The 19,622-nt window shown below is 70.7% G+C and carries 17 protein-coding genes; 14 read left to right on the top strand and 3 right to left on the bottom strand.

The window, feature by feature from the left end; translation table 11 throughout:
• Positions 1-43 precede the first annotated feature (43 nt).
• Together AMK10_RS00900 and AMK10_RS00895 are read left to right on the top strand one after the other, a co-directional pair.
• Positions 44-1,249, top strand: coding sequence for an NAD(P)/FAD-dependent oxidoreductase (locus AMK10_RS00900; RefSeq protein ID WP_073743741.1), 1,206 nt, complete (start codon positions 44-46; stop codon positions 1,247-1,249).
• On the top strand, positions 1,246-2,160 hold the full coding sequence (locus AMK10_RS00895; protein WP_073743739.1) for an RNA polymerase sigma-70 factor: 915 nt from the start codon (positions 1,246-1,248) through the stop codon (positions 2,158-2,160). The genes AMK10_RS00900 and AMK10_RS00895 overlap by 4 nt, the downstream gene beginning before the upstream one ends.
• Before the next feature lie 57 nt (positions 2,161-2,217).
• Here AMK10_RS00895 and AMK10_RS00890 read toward each other — a convergent pair whose 3' ends face one another.
• Positions 2,218-2,793 carry a hypothetical protein gene (locus AMK10_RS00890; RefSeq protein WP_073743737.1) on the bottom strand — a complete coding sequence of 192 codons (576 nt, stop codon included), beginning with the start codon at positions 2,791-2,793 and terminating at the stop codon, positions 2,218-2,220.
• A 442-nt stretch (positions 2,794-3,235) separates the two neighbouring features.
• Between AMK10_RS00890 and AMK10_RS00885 the strand changes: the two genes are divergently transcribed.
• The 5 genes from AMK10_RS00885 to AMK10_RS00865 all read left to right on the top strand — a co-directional run bounded on the left by AMK10_RS00885 (position 3,236) and on the right by AMK10_RS00865 (position 6,698).
• Positions 3,236-4,078, top strand: a complete 843-nt coding sequence (locus tag AMK10_RS00885; RefSeq protein ID WP_073743735.1) for a hypothetical protein — start codon at positions 3,236-3,238, stop codon at positions 4,076-4,078.
• 184 nt (positions 4,079-4,262) lie between these two features.
• Positions 4,263-4,853: an ECF RNA polymerase sigma factor SigK gene (gene sigK / locus AMK10_RS00880; protein ID WP_073743733.1), complete on the top strand. Its 591-nt coding sequence runs from the start codon at positions 4,263-4,265 to the stop codon at positions 4,851-4,853.
• Complete coding sequence (locus AMK10_RS00875; RefSeq protein WP_073743731.1) at positions 4,850-5,596, top strand: anti-sigma factor; 747 nt, start codon at positions 4,850-4,852, stop codon at positions 5,594-5,596. Before sigK ends, AMK10_RS00875 begins: the two co-directional genes overlap by 4 nt.
• Before the next feature lie 185 nt (positions 5,597-5,781).
• Positions 5,782-6,141, top strand: a complete 360-nt coding sequence (locus AMK10_RS00870) for a hypothetical protein (protein ID WP_073743729.1) — start codon at positions 5,782-5,784, stop codon at positions 6,139-6,141.
• A gap of 122 nt (positions 6,142-6,263) precedes the next feature.
• Entirely contained in the window at positions 6,264-6,698 is a 435-nt protein-coding gene (locus tag AMK10_RS00865; RefSeq protein ID WP_073743727.1) for an ATP-binding protein, read from the top strand.
• A 54-nt stretch (positions 6,699-6,752) separates the two neighbouring features.
• Here AMK10_RS00865 and AMK10_RS00860 read toward each other — a convergent pair whose 3' ends face one another.
• Complete coding sequence (locus AMK10_RS00860) at positions 6,753-7,322, bottom strand: hypothetical protein (protein WP_073743725.1); 570 nt, start codon at positions 7,320-7,322, stop codon at positions 6,753-6,755.
• Between the two features lie 198 nt (positions 7,323-7,520).
• On the opposite strand from AMK10_RS00860, the gene AMK10_RS00855 reads away from it, so the two are divergent.
• The 3 genes from AMK10_RS00855 to AMK10_RS00845 all read left to right on the top strand — a co-directional run bounded on the left by AMK10_RS00855 (position 7,521) and on the right by AMK10_RS00845 (position 11,763).
• A complete protein-coding gene (locus tag AMK10_RS00855; RefSeq protein ID WP_143194935.1) occupies positions 7,521-9,899 on the top strand; it encodes a hypothetical protein in 2,379 nt (792 codons plus the stop codon).
• Between the two features lie 275 nt (positions 9,900-10,174).
• Positions 10,175-10,585 carry a hypothetical protein gene (locus tag AMK10_RS00850; RefSeq protein WP_073743723.1) on the top strand — a complete coding sequence of 137 codons (411 nt, stop codon included), beginning with the start codon at positions 10,175-10,177 and terminating at the stop codon, positions 10,583-10,585.
• Between the two features lie 137 nt (positions 10,586-10,722).
• A complete protein-coding gene (locus tag AMK10_RS00845) occupies positions 10,723-11,763 on the top strand; it encodes a LacI family DNA-binding transcriptional regulator (protein ID WP_073743721.1) in 1,041 nt (346 codons plus the stop codon).
• A gap of 30 nt (positions 11,764-11,793) precedes the next feature.
• Here AMK10_RS00845 and AMK10_RS00840 read toward each other — a convergent pair whose 3' ends face one another.
• Positions 11,794-14,574 carry a glycosyl hydrolase gene (locus AMK10_RS00840; RefSeq protein ID WP_073743719.1) on the bottom strand — a complete coding sequence of 927 codons (2,781 nt, stop codon included), beginning with the start codon at positions 14,572-14,574 and terminating at the stop codon, positions 11,794-11,796.
• Between the two features lie 241 nt (positions 14,575-14,815).
• Between AMK10_RS00840 and AMK10_RS00835 the strand changes: the two genes are divergently transcribed.
• The 4 genes from AMK10_RS00835 to AMK10_RS00820 all read left to right on the top strand — a co-directional run bounded on the left by AMK10_RS00835 (position 14,816) and on the right by AMK10_RS00820 (position 19,569).
• Positions 14,816-16,117 (top strand): ABC transporter substrate-binding protein, encoded by a 1,302-nt coding sequence (locus AMK10_RS00835; protein WP_073743717.1) that lies wholly within the window; start codon positions 14,816-14,818, stop codon positions 16,115-16,117.
• Positions 16,118-16,246: 129 nt separating this feature from the next.
• Positions 16,247-17,218, top strand: a complete 972-nt coding sequence (locus tag AMK10_RS00830) for a carbohydrate ABC transporter permease (RefSeq protein ID WP_073743715.1) — start codon at positions 16,247-16,249, stop codon at positions 17,216-17,218.
• Positions 17,215-18,120 carry a carbohydrate ABC transporter permease gene (locus tag AMK10_RS00825; protein WP_073743713.1) on the top strand — a complete coding sequence of 302 codons (906 nt, stop codon included), beginning with the start codon at positions 17,215-17,217 and terminating at the stop codon, positions 18,118-18,120. The genes AMK10_RS00830 and AMK10_RS00825 overlap by 4 nt, the downstream gene beginning before the upstream one ends.
• A gap of 45 nt (positions 18,121-18,165) precedes the next feature.
• A complete protein-coding gene (locus tag AMK10_RS00820; RefSeq protein ID WP_073743711.1) occupies positions 18,166-19,569 on the top strand; it encodes a GH1 family beta-glucosidase in 1,404 nt (467 codons plus the stop codon).
• Positions 19,570-19,622 lie beyond the last annotated feature (53 nt).

Here is a 19,622-nt window from a genome sequence, read left to right as displayed (position 1 = left end):
CTCGTGGCCGTCATCAGGAAGCAGCAGCGAAGAGGCGGACATCATGAACACGCACAAGACGCAGGAAACGGTCCCCCACCACATCGTCGTCCTGGGCGCGGGGTACGCGGGCATGGCCGCGGCCGTCCAGCTGGCCACCAGGGCCGGGCGGATGACGAACCCGGCGACCGTCACCCTCGTGAGCGCGCAGGAACGCTTCACCGAGCGGCTGCGGCTGCACATGACGGCGACGGGGCAGGAAGTCGCGGAGCTGAGCATCCCGGAGATGCTGGAGGGAACCGGGGCGCGCTTCGTGCGCGGCTGGGTCACGGCGGTGGACGCGGACGCGAGGACCGTGCGGATCGACGACGACCGGGTCCTGCCCTACGACAACCTGGTCTACGCCCTGGGCGGCGTCGCCGACACGGCGGCGGTTCCGGGCGTCGAGGACCACGCGTTCACCCTGAGCGGCCCCGAGGAGGCGGAGGCGCTGGCCGGCCGGCTGGCACGGCTGAGCAGCGGCACCGTGGTGGTCGCGGGCAGCGGGCTGACGGGCGTCGAGTCGGCGGCGGAGATCGCCGAGCGGCACCCGGAGCTCGATGTCGTCCTGGTGGGGCGCGGCGAGCCGGGCGCCTCGATGAACCCGAAGGCCAGGGCGTATCTGCAGGCGGCACTCGACCGGCTGGGCGTGGCCGTGCGCAGCGGGGTGGAGGTGGCGAAGGTGCTGCCCGACGCGGTCGTGTCGGCGGACGGGGAGCACATCGCCGCCGACGTCGTCCTGTGGACGAGCGGCACCCGGGTGTCACCGCTGGCAGCGGCGGCCGGACTGGAGGTGGACGAGCGCGGGCGCATCGTCACCGACACCGCCCTGCGGTCGGTCTCGCACCCGGATGTCTACGCCGTGGGCGACGCGGCGGCGATCCGCCAGGGGTACGGCGTCATGCACGGCACCTGCCAGGGCGGGATGCCGACCGGGGTGCACGCGGCCCTGTCGATCGTGCGCGTGCTCCAGGGCAAGCAGCCCAAGCCCTTCCGCTTCGGCTACTACCACACGCCCGTGAGCCTGGGCCGCGACGACGCCGTGGTGCAGTTCACCCGGCCCGACGACAGCCCGAGGCGGATCTTCCTGACGGGCCGCGCGGCGGCCAGATATAAGGAGACGGTGACCGCCTCGCCCTGGCCGACCTACGGCCGGATGAAGAAGATGCCCGCCTCGGGTGCCTTCTGGCCGCGCGGCGGTCGCTTCACCAGGATTCGGGGGGATCGATGAACGAACAGGACACCGACCAGGAGCAGTTCCAGCGCTACCGGAGCCTGTTGTTCTCCGTGGCCTACCGCCTCCTCGGCTCGGCCGCCGATGCCGAGGACGCGGTGCAGGACGCCTGGATCAAGTGGTCGGCCGCCGACCGCTCCCAGGTCGCCGACCCCAAGGCGTATCTGGTGCGGATCGTGTCCCATCTGGCGATGGACCGCCTGCGTTCGACCCGGCACAAGCGCGAGGTCTATGTGGGTCCGTGGCTCCCGGAGCCCATCCTCACCGGCGGGGACGCCTCGGACAGGGTCCTGGACGCGGAGTCCGTGTCGATGGCGATGCTGGTGGTGCTGGAGACCCTGAGCCCCCTGGAACGCGCGGTGTTCGTGCTGAAGGAGGTCTTCGACTTCAGCCACGCCGAGATCGCGGACGCGGTGGAACGCTCCGAGGCCGCCGTGCGGCAGGCCGCCCACCGCGCCCGCGAGCACGTCCGCACCAGGCGCCCGCGCTTCACCGCGGACCGGGACCGGCAGCGCGACGCGACGGAACGGTTCTTCGCCGCCGCGACCGGCGGGGACATGAACTCCCTGATGGAGCTGCTGTCCCCGGACGTCACCCTGTGGACCGACGGCGGGGGCAAGGTCCGCCAGGCCCTGCGCCCGGTCGTGGGCGCGTCCACGGTGGCGGCCTGGTTCGCGGCGATCGGCACCGTGTCGTACCAGGGCGTCGAGCCCTCCGACATGCGCGCCGAGCTGGTCGGGATCAACGGCGGGACGGGCATGGTCTTCAGCGCACCGGACCGGGTGATCGCCACGGTGACCTTCGACTTCGACGCCGAGGGCCGGATCTCCGCCATCCACAACGTCGCCAACCCCGACAAGCTGGGGGCCATCGGCAAGGGCACGCACCACTCGATCCGTACGCGCTGAACCGTCACGGGGGCCGCGGGCGGAGCCGGCGGCCCCCACGACGGGGCGTCACGGCCGTTACGGGCGCACGGCCTTCCAGTCGGCCACGTCCGACGAGCGGTTGGAGTAGGCGTTGGTGCAGATGTCGTACTTGCCGCCGGCCGGTCCTGCGCCGTTGGTCTCCAGGAAGCCGCCGTGGTCGGCGTAGAGGTTCCACAGCTGGATGACGTCACCCGGGCGGATGTTCCCGTCGGTCGGCGAGGACGTCCGCGCGGTGATGCGCCAGCGACCGGTGCCGGAGCCGGGCGAGCGGTCCCGGTCCTTGGACGTGGAGACGTTGTACTTGGCGCCCGCGTTCTTCTGGTCCGCCGTGGCGTGGCCGTTGGTGTCGAGGTAACCGCCGTCCCCGCCGTAGAGGTTGCGCAGCTGGATCACGTCGCCGCTGACCACCGGGGCACCCGTCGCCTTGCCGTTCGGGGAGAGGATCTCCCAGGTGCCGGTGCCCTCCCCGCGGGTGGGCGATTCGGCGGTCGACACGGCGTACTTGGCGCCGGAGTCGGTGCTGTGGCCGTTGGTGTCCAGGTAGCCGCCCGCCCAGCCGCCGTAGCCGTTCTGGAGGTGGATCTTGTCGCCGTACTTCAGCTCGTTCGCCATGGTCGCTCCCGCTCGGATCGGTCGACGGCAGGCAAGTGCCCCCGCCCTTCGACCTGCTGGTCAGGGCGCCGTCACCGGTCATCCTGGCGATCTTGTGACGCGCCACGCCCGGGTGCGCAACCAAGATCATCCGTTCGGGCAGGCCCCCCTCACGGGTTGACCGGAGCTCAAGTCCTGGAGTCCGGGCGCTCTTTCAGAGGAATGGATGGAGGGGTCCTTTCCCACCCACCCTCCCTCGTTCGCCACGAAGGGTTGACTTTTCGTGGTCGGCTTGCCACGGATCGTGACGACGCTCTAGCGTGCGGAGTGACGCAGACAGAACGACCCCCGTCGGTGCGCCAACACCGAGCGAGGGTCTGACCACCAAGATCGGATCGAACGAACTGATGGCTGCCAAGCAGTTTAGTGCTCCCCCCTGCCCCCGCACGGCTCCACGCACCCCATGGCGAACCCCGGCTACGGCAAGCGTTCCGCACCGGACCAACGCCCCCGCGAGGCCGCCGATTTCAGGCATCTGCCGCCCCGCGAGGCCGCCATCGCCTCGTACATCGACCGGCTGCCCGACGGCTCCGACATCTCCGTGAAGACGCTCGCCAAGGTCCTTCCGTACGGGCAGTGCGCCCTGCGGACCGCGCTCAACAGGCTCCAGGCGGCCGGGCATCTGCGCCGGGGCAGCGAGTGTGTCGCCAACGACGAGGTCCTGCTCTGGGTCACCCGGACGTTCTTCTCCAGGACCGCGCGGGACGACGCGTGGTGGGCGGCGTTCACACGGGGCGACGTGCCCCGGGAGACCCCGCAGCCGCAGACCCGCTCACGGGCGTTCGTCCTGCTGGCCGCGCTGGGGCGCACCGCGCCCTCGCTGAGCCTGTCGGCGGCGGAGTGCGCGAGCCTGGAACCGCAGGTCAGCGAGTGGTTCGAGCGGGGCGCCACGACCGCCGAGCTGATGCACGCCCTGACCGACGGGCTTCCCACGCCCGTGCACCACGCGGCCTCGCTGCTCCGCAGGCGGCTCACCGACAAGCTGCCGCCGCACCGGCCCACCCCCGAGCGGCGTACGGCTCTGCTCACCCTGGAGTGCGGCGAGTGCCGCGCGCCGGGCAGCCCGGAGGCCCTGGCGGGCGGGCTGTGCGCGTCCTGCCGGGGCGAGGCCGCCCCCACCCCGGCCGGGCCGCCCGGCGCCGTACCCACCAACGGGGTGCGGGACCGTGTCGCGCAGGTCAGGTCAGGGCTCGTCCCCCGCGCCGAGCGGACCGAGCGGGCACGGAGAAGGCCGGCCAGGGGCTGAACGCCCGGGGCTTCGCTACTCGTCGGTACTGACTGTTCGGGTGCACATATCGGGCCCGGCCCAGGTCCCGGTGCCTATATTCGGCTGGTGGGCCCGCGACCGCGGCCACACGATTCCTGCGCCGTGACCGCGCCGGGCCGGCAGTCCCCGCGCCCGCGCACCGAGACGTCAGCGAGGGCCCCGGGTGCATTCCGTCGATCGCGGTGAGGACGCCCGGCCGGGCCCGGGGAGACACGACCTGGACCAGCTGATGGTCTCCGCCGCCGAGGGGGACCGGGAAGCCTTCGCCGGGGTGTACGACGTGACCGCCGGACCCGTCATGGGACTGGTGCGCCGGGTCCTGCGCGACCGGGCACAGTCGGAGGAGGTCACCCAGGACGTGCTGCTGGAGGTGTGGCGGACGTCCGGGCGCTTCAGGCCCGACCGGGGCAGCGCGATGACCTGGATCATGACCCTGGCCCACCGGCGGGCCGTCGACCGGGTACGCGCCGCGCAGGCCAGCCAGGACCGCGAGCACAGGGCCGCCCTGCTCAGCGTCGACACCCCGTTCGACGAGGTGACCGAGCGGGTGGAGACCCGCATGGAGTGGCAGCAGGTCCGGCGGTGCGTGCGGCGGCTCACGGACATCCAGCGCGAGGCCGTCGTCCTCGCCTACTACGGAGGTCACACCTACAAGGAGATCGCCCATTCCCTGTCCCTGCCGCTGGGCACGGTCAAGACCCGCCTGCGGGACGGCCTGATCCGGCTCCGCGACTGCCTGGGGGCGAAAGCGTGATCACCTCGGACCCGCACGAGTCCTCCGCCGCCTATGTCCTGCACGCCCTGCCCGAGGAGGAGCGCGGGGAGTTCGAGGCCCATCTGGAGGAGTGCGAGTCATGCCGCCGGGAGGTCGCGGAGCTCCGGGCGACCGCCGCCACACTCGGGCGGTCGACCGCCGAGACCCCGCCCGCCGCCCTGCGGGAGCGGGTCCTGAGCGCGGTCGCCACCACCCCGCAGGAGCACCGCCCGAGGACGTCGGGGGCCAGGACATCGGGCCGGAGCCCGGCCAGGGCGCTGCGGATGGCCCTCGCCGCCTCGGTGGCGGTGATCCTGGTCTGCCTGGGTCTCGCCGGGTGGCAGCACCGCGAGGCCTCGGACGCCAGGGCGGACGCACAGCGGGCCGAGGCGGCCCGGCAGCACCTCACCAGGGTGCTCACCGCACCGGACGCACAGCTGGAGAGCGAGCAACTGCCCGACGGGGCCACCGCATCCGTCACCTTCTCCCGGGTCGAGAACTCGGCCGCCCTCGCCGTCTCGGGCCTCCCCGCGCTGCCCGCGAGCCAGACGTACGAAGCGTGGTTCATGGAGGACGGCACCCCTGTGCCGGCCGGGCTGCTCAGCGCCGACCCGGGACGTCGACTGACCCTGCTGAAGGGGTCGTTGGACGACGCCGAGGCCGTCGCCCTCAGCGTCGAGCCCACCGGGGGCTCCCCGCAGCCGACCACCGTCCCGCTCGGCGCGATCCCGCTCCCCTCCTGACAGCTGGACATTTCCCCCAGAACCCACCAAACATTCCGACCGGCGTCTCCGAATCCCTTGTGTAAGCCGCTCACGACATCAGTACCGCGACCGACAGGCCCGGGATCGCCATCGACTCCCGTACCGCTTGCGGAAGCACGCACCGCATGAAGGAGCGGCCCATCCACGCAAGGGAGATGAGCCCGATGACGCTTTCACTCCGAGCCCGCCGCATGGTGGCCGGAGCGGCCACAGCCGGCCTGCTCGCAGGTGGTGGCGCACTGGCAGCCGCCGGGACGGCGACCGCCGCCCCTGCCCCCACCGTCTCGACCTCGTCCACCAGCAGCCACCACGACCACAACGACCGCTGCACCTGGAAGAAGGGGCACTGGGAGAAGAAGTGGGTCAAGGGCCACTGGGAGAAGAGGTGGCAGAGCGACCACCGTCACGACCACAAGGACAAGCACCACCACACGTCGCACAAGGGCCACTGGAAGAACGTCTACGTCCCCGGCCACTGGGACACGCACTGGGTGAAGGGCCACTGGTCCTGCCACCACAAGTGATCCGCCGTCACACCGGTTCGACGCGGGGTTCCCGGGCCGAGGCCCGGGAACCCCCTCGTCACATCCGTCACCCCGACCCCTCCGGCCCCACCACGGCGCCGCGTCATCCTCGGGACATCGCCATGACCACCCTGACCGCACCACCGTCATCGCCCACTTCGCCGGCCATCACGGCGGGCACGCTCTCGATCCCGCTGCCCTCCGGGCCGGAGGCACCCTCGCACGCCCGCCGCGCGACAGCCGGGTTCCTCCGCTGGTCATGGCCCTCACTCGCACAGGACCGCTGCGACGACTTCCTGCTGATCGTCTCCGAACTGGTCACGAACGCCGTCCGGCACGCACCCGGGCCCAGCACCCTGACCCTGACGACCACGATCGACGTCCTGGACATCGCGGTGACCGACTGCTCGTGCACCCTGCCCGCCCCGCGCACACCGGACCTCAGCGACGGCACCGGCGGCATGGGCCTGCACATCGCCGAGGACCTGGGGGCGGACGTCTTCACCGAGGCTCTCGCGGACGGGAAGTGCGTGCACGCGGCGTTCGCCGGGGCGTGACCCGCCGCCCCCGTTCCCCGGACGGGCCGACACCGGACCCTCCGGGGAACGGGGTCAGCCCTCGTCGCCCGCGCCGTCGTCCTCGTCCTCGAACTCGTCGTCGTCGTCGTACGGATCGTGGAGCGCACCCCGGAGACGGTGCTCGACGGGCTCTCCCCACTCGTCCTCGGTGCTGTACAGCTCGTTGATCACTCCGAGCGGGTAGACCCACTCGCCGTCCACGGAGTCCCGCGCTCCCACGAACGGCGTGTTGGACACGGCGTGGGTGCGGGGGGCGAAGAACGCCGAAGGCGCCTGCCCCGCAAAAGGTTCGGGATCGTACATCCACACAAGCGGATCGTGCGTTCCGCATGCAGCGAAGGAGCGGCGGATCGCCTCGCCGACGTACCAGGTCGCACCCTGGACGAACTCCCCGTCCTTCGCGGCCCCGACGTCGTCCAGCGAGGGGAACCTCCGCCGTACGACTTCCTCCAGGTCATCCAGCGATTCGGCGCTGAAGTCCCAGCGTTCGAGGGGGCCCAGCGCAGTGGCCCAGCTCTCGAATGCCGCCTCGCGTCCGGACAGCCATTCCACCAGCTCGGGATGGAGCTGCCGGACGGCTCCCCCGCCTGCCTGATCACCCATGGATTCATCGTAGGGAAGGTGATCCATCGCCCTCACAACCACCCAGAACGGTCACAAGGTTGACACACGCCTCGCCGCGAAGACGGCGCGTAAGGGGCCTTGGGGACTCCTACGGTGGTGCGAGTTGGCGGTGGCATGTCACGGGGGCCCCACCGTCCGCGCCCTGTTCCCATGCGCCCCCACGGGGGAACGACCATCTTGAGTACGCCCATACGCATGCGCATACGGGCCCGCATGACGGCCTGTCTCGCGTCGCTCCTGGCGGCCGGAATCCTGACCACCGGCGTGCCCGCTCTCCAGAGCCAGGCGGAGGCCGCACCCGCGCCCATCCGCTGCGACAAGAAGTGGCTGGGCAGGGAGTACACCTCGCCGCCCTCCAACTCCGGCATCCAGGGAAAGAACCAGGCCTTCAGCCAGCGCCCGCAGAACGAGTGGGACGACTACTGGTTCGAGAACCCCTCCCACGCCTTCGACGGCCTCAAGCAGCCCACCCCGGCCCAGAGCGACCTCGCCGGGAACACGGACGCCGACGCCCAGAAGTGGAAGAAGCAGTTCGAGAACACCCAGAACCCGAAGTACCGCGTGCTGGAGATCTACGCGCGCTACAACGCCCAGGCCGGCAAGTCGACGGGCCTCAAGGACTGGGGCACCTGGCTGGACCAGCGGCTCATCGGCTACGAGGCGAACCGGCTCAAGGGTGACGGCTTCGAGGCCAAGGTCGTGCGCGACTACAAGCTCGTCGGGCCGGACTGGATCTGCCAGAAGAACGTCCCGGTCTTCGACAAGGACGGCAAGCCCGTCATCGACCCGAAGACCGGCAAGCAGGCCGTCCGCAAGTACGACGCGTACAACGCGAAGACCAAGGAACTCGTCGAGTTCAAGTCCAACGGCAAGCACATCCCGAAGCAGCTCCGCTACGACAGCCACATCCTGCGGAACAAGGAGTACAGCGACCACAAGCTGCGCCTGATCACCGGCAACGAGACAGCGAAGAACACGGTCAAGCAGTACGACAAGCTCAACCGGCAGCTCGCGGCCGAACGCGGCTCCCAGAACCAGGCGACCGTCAGGGAGCACCGCTCCCAGGGCGCGCCCAGGTGGCGGCCCAACCAGTACACCCGCTACAACCCCATCATGAATCCGGATCCGCGCCGGGTGGGTTCCGTCGGGCCGATCAGTGACGCCGCCTACCGCTCCGGATCGACCCCCGGCACCGCCAAGCAGATCCAGCACCAGTACAGGAACGCCAACGGCAACGGGGTCTTCGGGCGCGGTGGCCCGGGCGGCATCGACTTCTCCACCCTGGAGCTGAACTACGTCGGCAGCCCCGTCAAGGGCAAGGGCATGGACTACTCCTTCAAGGCCGACTACGCCAAGGACCCCGAGAACAACCCCGGCTGGGGCGGCAAGGCCAAGCTCCAGCTCGCCTCCGACGCCATGTTCACCTGGCTGGCGCTGACCCCGGACAAGTTCTGGGTCAACCTCAACCCGGACCAGCCCGACAAGATCATGGACAAGACGTTCGGGAAGACCGACGCGGGCCGTGTGCTCCTCGACGCCGACCTGGAGATGAAGCACGACTACGCCAGGGACATGGACCCGCGCCAGGGCATCGGCAAGCAGTACTGGGACGCCATGAACGCGGCGAACATCCCCTGCGGGCACCAGATCCGCCTGTGGATCGTGCCCAAGACCGCCCAGGTCCGCGTGGAGGACGACGGCGTCTACATCCTCGACGCCCCGCTGAAGGTCAACTCGGAGCCGCAGTCCGTCGACCACCCGTCGCCGAACGGCTCGTGCACGCTGACCGAGGCCCAGATCCGCACCTCGCAGCGCCTGGTGGAGCGTTACGTCATCCCCGACGTGGAGAAGAAGGTGAACGAGGGCACGGCCTACGCCGATCTGCGCCGCGTCTACTCCTCCCGGGTCGCCGCCGAGTACCTCCGCGACCAGGACAAGGACCACGCCACCGACTTCCGCCCGATCATCAACAGCGACGACGTGGCGCGGTGGCCGATGAGCGCCGAGCACAAGGGCTGGACGCCGAGGCAGACGTGGGACGCCTACATGAAGTCCTACACCGAGGGCGACTACAGCTACCCCTGCAACATCGCGGGTGAGAACAAGACCTGTGTCATGGGCGGCGTCGACTTCTCCAAGTCCCCCAAGCGCAACATCACCCGGGTCCGCTTCGACCTGGAGCACCCGCGCCTGGACAAGGACACCAGGACGTCGGTGAAGGCGGAGACCGCCTACCGGGACTCCGGCACCGCCCTCATCGGCGGCAACGGCTCCGGACAGACGGGCGGAGGCGACGAGGACCCCGTCCCCACGCCGACCCCGACGCCGACGCCCTCGGACGGGCCGAGCACCCCGGCACCGTCCGGCACGCCGTCCAGTAAGCCCAGCAACCCCGCCGGCGGCACACCTGCGCCCTCCCAGGACCCGGACGGCGACCTCGCCGACACCGGCTCCAGCACACCGGTCGGGCTGATCGCGGGGATCGCCGCCGTACTCGCGGTGGGAGGCGCGGCACTCACCTGGTGGATGCGCCGCCGCAGGTCGCACACCGGCTGACCGACGAGCCGCGGTCCGCACACCGGCCGACCAGCGGCCCTCAGTTCGCACACCGCTGACCAGCGGCCCGCAGCACGAACGCCGGCCCCCGGGACTCCTCCCGGGGGCCGGCGTCGTATCCACGGACAGCCGGGGCTCCTCCAGGGCCCGGCGCCGACCTGCCCCGGACGACCGGGGCTCCCCACCCTGTCCTACGCTCCTGTCAGCACCGGCCGGACGTGCCGATGCCCTGTGCAGAACCGAGGTGGCGTGTGTCGCGTTCACGCAGGGCCCTCATGGCCCTCGCTCCCGCCGTGTTCGCCCTCGTCGCCTGCGGAAGGCTCGCCTTCCCGCCGGTCCCCGACGGTGAGCCGATCGAACTGACCCCCTCCCGGGCAGCCACCACCTGGACCGACACCGACGGCGGCACGCTGGAACTGAAGCCGGACGGCACGGTCCTCGCCGACCGTGTGTGCAGCGACCACGACATCATCGACGGCGAGGACGCGCCCCGGTCGGGCTCCGGCACCTGGGAGTCCTGGGAGGACGACGGAGGGAGCGAGATCACCGTGTCGTTCGACACCGACAGCACGGCCACCACGTCCTATCTGGCCCTGCGGGACGGCGGGAAGCTCAAGCTCTGGACCTACGTCGGTGACCCCGACGAGGGCACTCCGCTCTGCGTCCTGATCGCCCCCGCGGGGTGACGGTCGCCCGCAACTGCACCGCCCGGCCGCCGATTGGAAGCGCTCTCAGCCCGCTGTCCCACCCCGGCGATAGGCTGTAGGCGATCCGGCGGCGCACGTCTGCCCGTGCCGCCGCCCAGCAGCGAGGAGCGCCCGCCTTGGCCGAGCAGCATCCCGGGTCCCGGCCCACCCTGGAAGCCGTCGCGGCGCTCGCGGGTGTCTCCAGGGCCACCGCGTCCCGGGTCGTCAACGGGGGCGAGGGCGTCCGCAAACCGCTGGTCGACAAGGTGCTCCGGGCCGTCGACGAGCTCGGCTACATCCCCAACCACGCCGCACGGACGCTCGTCACCCGGCGAGCCAGCGCGGTGGCCGTGGTCATCACGGAACCCGAGATCCGGATCTTCTCGGACCCGTTCTTCTCCCAGCAGCTCCGTGGCATCAGCAAGGAGCTGGCCGCCCACGACATCCAGCTCGTGCTGCTGATCGTGGAAGGCCCCGAGGACTTCGACCGGATCGCGCGCTATCTGTCCGGCGGCCATGTCGACGGGGCCCTCGCGTTCTCCCTCCACACCGACGACCCGCTGCCCGCGATCACCCGGCGGGCCGGGATACCGACGGTGTACGGCGGGCGGCCGAGCTGGACCGCCGCCCCGGGCGAGCAGGCCGTGCCGTACGTGGACGCCGACAACCGGGGCGGAGCGCGGGTGGCCGTGCAGTACCTCCGCGACCTGGGGCGGAAGCGGATCGCGTACATCGGGGGGCCGCCCGACCAGACTTCGGCGGTGGACCGTCTCGACGGCTACCGGGACGTCCTGCTGGAGACGGACCCTACGCTCGTCGCCGAGGGGGCGTTCACCGTGGAGAGCGGGGCGCGGGCGATGTCGGAACTGCTGGAGCGCCGGCCCGATCTGGACGCGGTGTTCGCGGCCAACGACCTGATGGCCACGGGCGCGCTGCGGGTGCTGCGCGAGCACGGGATCACGGTGCCCGGGCAGGTGGCGCTCGTCGGGTTCGACGACATGGACTCGGTGGCCGAGGCCTGCGACCCGCCGCTGACCACCGTCCGGCAGGACATCGAGGGCCAGGGGCGGCTGATGGCCCGGCTGCTGCTGCGCGGTCTGCGCAAGGACCGTGACGGGGCGAACACCCCCGACTCGGTGATCACACCGACCACACTCGTGCGGCGGGCCTCGGCCTGAGAGGCCGGGACCCGCCGCACAGGGTCACGCTCAGACGTACGGGATCGTCACGACCGCCGCGTCCGTACCGGTCTGCACCTGGGACGTGCCGTTGCCCAGCGCGTTCCAGATCTCCAGACGGACCGTGCCGGCCCTGAGGTTGCCCAGGCTCCCGGTCACCGCCGCTGTGCCCACCGCCTGGGTGTACTCCTCCCACCCCGCGACCGGGTCGGTCGCGAAGTAGCGGAAGGTCTCGACCCGGTCGAACGTGCCGTCACCGGTGAGGTCGTAACTGACTCTGACCTGCGGGGCGAGCCCGACCTTCGTGCCCGCGTCGACCCGGAGGCGGAACGCGGTGGACGCACCCGCCGCGAGTGTCCCGTCGACGTTCTTGATCTCGTAGACCGTCGGCTTGTACGGCGTACCGTCCCGGTTGACGCCGTCCGCCGAGGCCAGCGTGTCGGCTCCCGCCGCGCCGTCCGTGGCGGTGGTGAGAGTGCCGCCGGACTTCAGCCGGAAGGTGTTGCCGGTGGACGGGCCCGGCTCCTCGGGATCGGGGTCGCCGCCGCCGGTACCCGTGCCGGTGGCCGTGGAACGGGCCGGGACGGAGAGCGTCTTGCCGTCGGAGAAGGTGACGGTGCGGGCGGTGGAGTCGTAGTTGTGGGCGGCGTAGGTGCGGACGCCGTTCTTGGCGAAGACGGCGGACGTCGGGATGTTCCCGCTGACCGTCGGATCGGGGGCGCCCAGGGTGTCGAGCGTGGTGATCCAGTGGTACGTGTGCGCCTTGGACTCTCCCTGCTCCGGGGTGTAGCCCGCGTTGCCCGCGTCCCACTTGGCCTTGGCCGCGGCCGGATCGGCCAGCGACTCGAACTGCCACAGCAGGTCGCGCCACTCGACGGCCGGTCCGCCGTTCTCGCGCTCCATCTCGGCGATGTTGCGCTTGATGGCGGCCTTCTCGCGGGCCAGGTGCAGCGAACCTCCGGTGACGGGGAGGACGTTGATGCCGTGGATCTCCTCCGGGTTCGCGGTCCACCAGGTGGAGTACGCGCCGCCGCTGCCCCAGACCATCCCGACCGTGTCGTGGCCGAAGGAACCGGGGAAGACCTGCTGGTCGGCGTCGAACCAGTACTGCGTGATCGCTTCCGACTCGGTGGTCAGCAGGTAGCTGCCGAGGTCGCGCAGCCCGGTGTCACCCGTCGCCGCACCCCAGAGGACGAGGCCCGCGCTGAGGTTGATGGACTCCGACGAGGACTCCTGGTTGTTGCCCGCCGCGAAGCCCTGGTGGCCGGAGGCCCAGCTGTGGCCCGCGTACACGTCGAAGCCGCGCAGGAACGGGAACGCGGAGTCCGTGCGGCTGGGGTTGGCGGTGTCCCGGACCAGGGTCTTGACCATGGTGCCCCACGCGGAGTCGGCGGCCCATGCCTGGTCGTACTGGGCGACGATCGCCGCCGCGTACACGTAGTAGCTGTAGTGGAAGTGGTGGTCGTTGAGCTCGGTGTCGCTGCCGTACGAGGCCGGGTAGCCGGTGAGGGTCTTCCAGTCCTTGTCGTAGCTGAACTCACTGGCCCCGCCCGCCGTGAACCACTCCTGGAGGCGGCCCTTCATCAGGCCGAGCAGCTTGTCCCGGATGCCCGTCTGGCCGATCTGGTCGGCGACGGGCACCAGCTGGGCGAGACGGCCGAGCGCCTTGCCGGTCCAGTACGTGTCACTGGCCCCCGAGAACGGGTCGGACGCGTTCGCCACCTCGTTCAGGTATCCGGTGAGCCGGGCCTTGTCGACCCCGCTGGACGCGGGCAGGGCGGGCAGCACGCCCTGGTTCGTCTGGCTGGTGGTGAAGGAGGCGGACTCCCGCACCTTCATGGTGCCGCGCGGGGAGACGTACGTGTACGGCGTGAGCGCGTCGGTGGTGTGCAGCCACTGGTGGCGGTACAGCGCCTGGAGCGTGCCGCGTTCGGTGCCCTCCTTGGCCTCCGTGGTCAGGCTGTAGGTCGCCTTGACCGTGCCGCCGGTGGACTGCCAGGCCACCGTGGAGCCGGTGACGAAGCTGAAGGCGTACTTCCGGTAGGTCGCGAGCGCGTCCGTGGACGGCAGCACGGCGAGCGAGAAGTAGTCCTTGCCGCCGAGCCCGGCGGTGATCGCCGTGCCGGAGACGTTCCAGTCGCTGCCGGTCGGGGCGAACAGCGCGTAGTGGTGGCCGGCCACCGTGATGCCGAGGACGTTGCCGTTGTCCGCGAACACGGTGGGGGTGCCGGCCGTGGTGATCCGGGCGTCGCCGCCGGAGCCCTTGGCGTACACGAAGGGCATGCCGTGCCCGATGGTCGTGCGCAGGGTGCGGGTGCCGTCCGACCAGTAGGGGGTGACGGTCCAGTCGGACCAGTCGTCGGCCTTGGTGTCCGGGGAGTTGAGGCCGTTGAGCCCGACGGTGAGGTCGGCCTTGTGGGCGTACTCGTACTGGCGGCCTTCTCCGACGACGGCGGGGGCGGTCGGGTAGCCGACCTCCAGACCGCCGGAGGTGGCCTGGTAGGTGAGCGGGTGGCCGTACATCGGGGTGGAGTACGGATTGTCGCCGTAGCGCTGGTAGGCGAGAGAGGACCACCAGTCGTTCGTGGGGACCGGCTTGTTCTTCGCCGCCGCGGTGACCTTGGGCGTGGTGGGGGCGCCGGTGTTGGTGGTGGGTCCGGAGGTACCGGCAGGGCGGCTGTCGGTGTAGCTGCCGGAGCCGGCGGGGACGGTGGCGGCTACCGCCGGGGAAGCGGCAGGACCCAGAGCCACGGCGGCCAGGGCGAGGGACAGGACCGTCGCCGCGGCGGATCTGGAGAGGTTGGCTTGCATGGGCAGCACCTCGGAGTCATGGGGGGCGGGAGCGTTTTCGAGAGCGCTCTCAAGTGCCAAGGAACGTAAAACTTCTGAAACGTAAGTGTCAAGAGAACTGACACGGGCGGTAGTTGGGCGTATCCGCAGCCGTTATGCGTTCGAGTCTTGACGGCGGGGGAACCCTGCGGGACGCTCCAGACGCAGTTTTTGAGAGCGCTCTCAAGCGCTCGGTTCATCCCGAAGCCAAGGGAGACTTCCCATGCCCATCACCCGAGCCGCCAAGAGAGCCACCGTCCGCCTCGGCGCGGTCGTCCTCGCCGGAACGCTCCTCGCCGCCTGTGGATCCGGCACCTCGGACTCCTCCGACAGCGCGAACGGCAAGGTCACACTGACCGTCGACCTCTTCGGGTCGTTCGGCTACAAGGAGGCCGGGCTGTACGCGGAGTACGAGAAGCTCAACCCCGGCGTGACCATCAAGCAGACGGACACCGAGGACGAGGTCGACTACTGGAAGTCGCTGCAGACCCGGCTGGCCGGCGGCGGCGGGCTCGCCGACGTACAGGGCATCGAGGTGGGCAGGATCGCGTCGGTCACCCAGCAGCAGTCCGACAAGTTCCAGGACCTGAAGGAGTACGGCGCCGACAAGCTCGAGGACCAGTTCGCCGACGCGAAATGGTCGGCGGCGACCACCGAGGACGGCAAGATCCTCGGCCTCGGCACCGACGTCGGGCCCGAGGCGATGTGCTACCGGACCGACCTGTTCGAACAGGCCGGACTGCCCACCGACCGCGAGGAACTCGCCCAGAAGTGGTCGACCTGGGACGGCTACCTGGAGCTCGGCGAGCAGTACAGGAAGAAGGCCCCTGACAAGAGCGCCTGGCTGGACAGCATCGGCAGCCTCTACCAGGTCGTGATCGGCCAGGAGAAGGAGCGGTACTACGACGCCTCCGGCAAGCTGATCTACGAGGAGAACCCGGCGGTCAAGGCGGCCTGGGACACCGCGGTCAAGGCGTCCGACGCCGGACTGAGCGCCAAGCTCGACCAGTGGTCGCCGCAGTGGAACCAGGCGTTCGCCGCCGGATCCTTCGCCACCATCCCGTGCCCCGCCTGGATGCTCGGCTACATCAAGGGCCAGGCCGGTGACGCGGGCAAGGGCAAGTGGGACATCGCCAAGCTGCCCGGCGGCGCGGGCAACTGGGGCGGCTCCTACCTCTCGGTCCCGCGTGCGGCCGAGCACAAGAAGGAGGCGTACGAGCTGATCAAGTGGCTCACCGCCCCCGAGCAGCAGGCCAAGCTCTTCAACAAGCAGGGCAACTTCCCGTCCTCGACGGGTGCGATCGAGAAGGTCGCCACCGCCGAGGACGCGTACTTCTCGAACGCGCCGATCGGCCGGATCTTCGGCGACGCGGCCAAGGCGTCCCCCGTCCAGGTGCTGGGTGTGCACGACCAGAACGTGGTCCAGCAGCTGACCAACGCGCTGGGCGAGGTCGAGCGCAAGGGCACCTCGTCGGACAAGGCGTGGGAGACCGCGAAGAAGGGCGTGGCGAACGTGATCGGCTGACCCCCGTCACCGTCCGACCGCGCCACTGACGCCCCGTCACCACGCGCCGGGGCCGGTCCTCCTCCGCAGCACGGTGGACCGGCCCCCGCCCCCGACTCCCCCGCCCGCACCTCCCCGAAGGGCCGCACCGTGACCCTCACCGCCACCGCGAAGGCCACGCCCCGGGCGCCCGGACCCGGATCCGGCGACGGCCGGGCCGGAACCCTCCGGCGCACCTGGCACACGCTCTCTCCGTACGCCTACATCGCCCCCTTCCTCACCCTCTTCGCCGCCTTCGGGCTCTTCCCGCTGCTCTACACGGCGTTCGTCTCCCTCTACCGGGTCGAACTCCAGACGAGCGGCGACATGGAGTGGCGCGGCGTCGCCAACTACACGGCGCTGTTCACCGACGCGTACTTCTGGACCTCACTGCGCAACACGTTCACCATCGGCGTGCTGTCCACCGTCCCGCAGCTCGCGATGGCCCTGGGCCTCGCGCACCTGCTCAACTACAAGCTGCGCGGGCGCACCTTCATCAGGACCGCGATCCTGCTCCCGTACGCCACCTCGGTGGCGGCCGCGACGCTGGTGTTCGCCCAGCTCTTCGGCCGTGACTTCGGGCTGATCAACTACGCGCTGGGGCTGGCCGGCCTCGACCCCGTGGACTGGCAGACCGGCACGGTCGCCTCGCAGATCGCCGTCTCCACCATCGTCGTCTGGCGCTGGACCGGATACAACGCGCTCATCTACCTGGCCGGCATGCAGTCCATCCCGGGCGAGCTGTACGAGGCCGCGGAGATGGACGGGGCGTCGCGCTGGCGGCAGTTCATCCATGTCACGCTGCCCGGCCTGCGGCCCACGATCGTCTTCACGGTGATCGTGTCGACGATCGGCGCCACCCAGCTGTTCGGGGAGCCGCTGCTCTTCGAGGGGTCCATCTCCGGCGGCATCTCGCACCAGTACCAGACCCTCGGCCTGTACATGTACGAACAGGGCTGGGGCTTCTTCCACCTGGGCCGGGCCGCCGCCATCGCCTGGGTGATGTTCGTCCTGATCGTGGTGCTCGTCGGGGTCAACGCCCTCGTCGTGCGCCGCCGTGCCCGTAAGGAGGCCGGCCGATGACCACGCTCGCCGCACAGCCGACCACGCCCGGGACCGTACCGGCCACGACTGCGCCCGGCGGGCGCAGGAAGCCGCGCGGTCCGCGGGGCATGCAGGGCGGCTGGCTCTCCTACCTGATCCTCGGCGTCGCGCTGCTGATCTCGGCGTTCCCGTTCTACTGGACGATCGTCGCGGCCAGCCGGTCCAACGCGGACCTCGCGAAGGTCCCGCCCAGCCTGCTGCCCGGCCCGAACCTCATCAAGAACTTCGACGCGGTGCTGGAGGAGGCCGCGATCGGCAAGGCGCTGCTGAACTCCTTCATCGTGTCCGGCTCCATCACGGTCGGCACCGTGCTGTGCTGCACCCTGGCCGGATTCGCCTTCGCCAAGCTGCGCTTCAGGGGCCGCGGCGCCCTGCTCACCCTCACCATCGGCACGATGATGATCCCGCCGCAGCTCGGCGTCATACCGCTGTTCATGCTGATCGCGGAACTCCAGTGGGTGAACCAGCTCCAGGCCGTGATCCTGCCCGGACTGGTGTCGGCCTTCGGGGTCTTCTTCATGCGTCAGTACCTGGTGCAGTCGCTGCCCGACGAACTGATCGAGGCGGCCCGCGTCGACGGCGCGTCGACCGCGCGCATCTTCTGGTCGATCGTCGTCCCGGTCGCCCGGCCCGGCATGGCCGTGCTCGGCATGCTCACGTTCATGACCGCGTGGAACGACTTCTTCTGGCCGATCATCGCGCTGTCCTCGCAGGAGCCGACCGTGCAGGTCGCCCTGCGGCAGCTCGGCGGCGGCTACGTCCACGACCAGTCGGTGATCATGGCCGGCACCCTGCTCGGCACCCTCCCCGTGCTGCTGGTCTTCGGCCTGCTCGGCCGGCAGATCGTCGGCGGGATCATGCAGGGAGCCGTCAAGGGCTGAGCCGTCCCCCCACCACCCCACCTCACCTCCTGGAGTGCTTGTCTCATGACCGCTGTCGATGCCCGCCCCGACACCCTGGCGGGGCTGCGGTTCCCCACCGGATTCCGCTGGGGGACGGCCACCGCCGCCTATCAGATCGAGGGAGCGGCCACCGAGGACGGTCGCACCGAGTCCATCTGGGACACCTTCAGCAGAATCCCCGGCAAGGTCCGCAACGGCGACACCGGTGACATCGCCGCCGACCACTTCCACCGGATGCCGGACGACGTGGCACTCATGAAGGAACTCGGCGTCACCGACTACCGTTTCTCGGTGTCCTGGTCCCGGGTCCAGCCGACCGGCCGCGGCCCCGCCGTCGAGCGCGGACTCGACTTCTACCGGCGGCTCGTCGACGAATTGCTGGGCGCCGGCATCCGGCCCGTCGCGACGCTCTACCACTGGGACCTGCCGCAGGAGCTGGAGGACGCGGGCGGCTGGCCGGAGCGCGACACGGCGCACCGGTTCACGGAGTACGCCGAGCTCGTGGCGCAGGCGCTCGGCGACCGGGTGGCCACCTGGACGACGCTCAACGAGCCCTGGTGCGCGGCCTTCCTCGGCTACGGCAACGGGGTCCACGCCCCCGGCCGCACCAGCCACCTCGCGGCCCTGCGCGCGGCCCACCACCTCAACCTGGCCCACGGCAGCGCGACCCGCGTCCTGCGGAACCTGCTGCCGTCATCCGCCGAGGTGTCGCTGACCCTGAACCTGCACGCCCTGCGGCCGCTGACGGACACCCCGGCGGACGAGGAGGCCGTGCGGCGGATCGACGCCGTCGCCAACCGGATCTTCCTGGAACCGGTCTTCCACGGGCGGCTGCCGCAGGACCTGGTGCGGGACACGGCGTCGGTCACCGACTGGTCCTTCGTCCGGGCAGGGGACCTGGAGGTCGTCTCCGCGCCGCTGGACTCCCTCGGCATCAACTACTACTCCCCCAGCGTCGTTTCCGCCGGTACGTCGGAGTCCCCGTCCCCGTGGGCGGGCGCCGAGAAGCAGGTGGCGTTCACCCCCGCGGACGGACCCCGCACCGCGATGGACTGGCCCGTGGACGCGAACGGGCTGCACGAACTCCTCACCCGGCTCGGCGCGGAACTGCCCGGCCTGCCGCTGATGGTCACCGAGAACGGGGCCGCGTACGACGACTACGCCGACCCCTCGGGCCAGGTCCACGACCCGGAGCGGGTGGCGTACCTGGACGCCCATCTGTCGGCCGTGCACCGGGCGATCGAGGACGGCGTGGACGTGCGCGGGTACTTCCTGTGGTCGCTGCTGGACAACTTCGAGTGGGCGTACGGCTACAGCAAGCGGTTCGGCATCGTCCACGTCGACTTCGCGAGCCAGCGCCGCACGGTGAAGGACAGCGCCCGCTGGTACGCGGACGTCATCGCGCGCGGCGGTCTCCACCGCCCCTGACCGGCCGGCCCACGCGGTGCGCCGCCGTCGGACACGACGGCGGCGCGAGCCGG

It is taken from the genome of Streptomyces sp. CB02058 (assembly GCF_001905505.1).
Classification (GTDB): Bacteria; Actinomycetota; Actinomycetes; order Streptomycetales; family Streptomycetaceae; genus Streptomyces.
Note: the sequence above shows the minus strand (reverse complement) of the source record. Positions and strands in the feature narration are given on the sequence as shown.

What these genes read in the sequence shown, in the direction of transcription:
- AMK10_RS00860 (WP_073743725.1), bottom strand. Translation starts at nt 7,322, where the DNA reads ATGGGTGATCAGGCAGGCGGGGGAGCCGTCCGGCAGCTCCATCCCGAG.
- AMK10_RS00850 (WP_073743723.1), top strand. Translation starts at nt 10,175, where the DNA reads ATGGCCCTCGCTCCCGCCGTGTTCGCCCTCGTCGCCTGCGGAAGGCTC.
- AMK10_RS00840 (WP_073743719.1), bottom strand. Translation starts at nt 14,574, where the DNA reads ATGCAAGCCAACCTCTCCAGATCCGCCGCGGCGACGGTCCTGTCCCTC.
- AMK10_RS00825 (WP_073743713.1), top strand. Translation starts at nt 17,215, where the DNA reads ATGACCACGCTCGCCGCACAGCCGACCACGCCCGGGACCGTACCGGCC.
- AMK10_RS00870 (WP_073743729.1), top strand. Translation starts at nt 5,782, where the DNA reads ATGACGCTTTCACTCCGAGCCCGCCGCATGGTGGCCGGAGCGGCCACA.
- AMK10_RS00895 (WP_073743739.1), top strand. Translation starts at nt 1,246, where the DNA reads ATGAACGAACAGGACACCGACCAGGAGCAGTTCCAGCGCTACCGGAGC.
- AMK10_RS00885 (WP_073743735.1), top strand. Translation starts at nt 3,236, where the DNA reads ATGGCGAACCCCGGCTACGGCAAGCGTTCCGCACCGGACCAACGCCCC.
- AMK10_RS00835 (WP_073743717.1), top strand. Translation starts at nt 14,816, where the DNA reads ATGCCCATCACCCGAGCCGCCAAGAGAGCCACCGTCCGCCTCGGCGCG.
- AMK10_RS00900 (WP_073743741.1), top strand. Translation starts at nt 44, where the DNA reads ATGAACACGCACAAGACGCAGGAAACGGTCCCCCACCACATCGTCGTC.
- AMK10_RS00865 (WP_073743727.1), top strand. Translation starts at nt 6,264, where the DNA reads ATGACCACCCTGACCGCACCACCGTCATCGCCCACTTCGCCGGCCATC.
- AMK10_RS00890 (WP_073743737.1), bottom strand. Translation starts at nt 2,793, where the DNA reads ATGGCGAACGAGCTGAAGTACGGCGACAAGATCCACCTCCAGAACGGC.
- AMK10_RS00820 (WP_073743711.1), top strand. Translation starts at nt 18,166, where the DNA reads ATGACCGCTGTCGATGCCCGCCCCGACACCCTGGCGGGGCTGCGGTTC.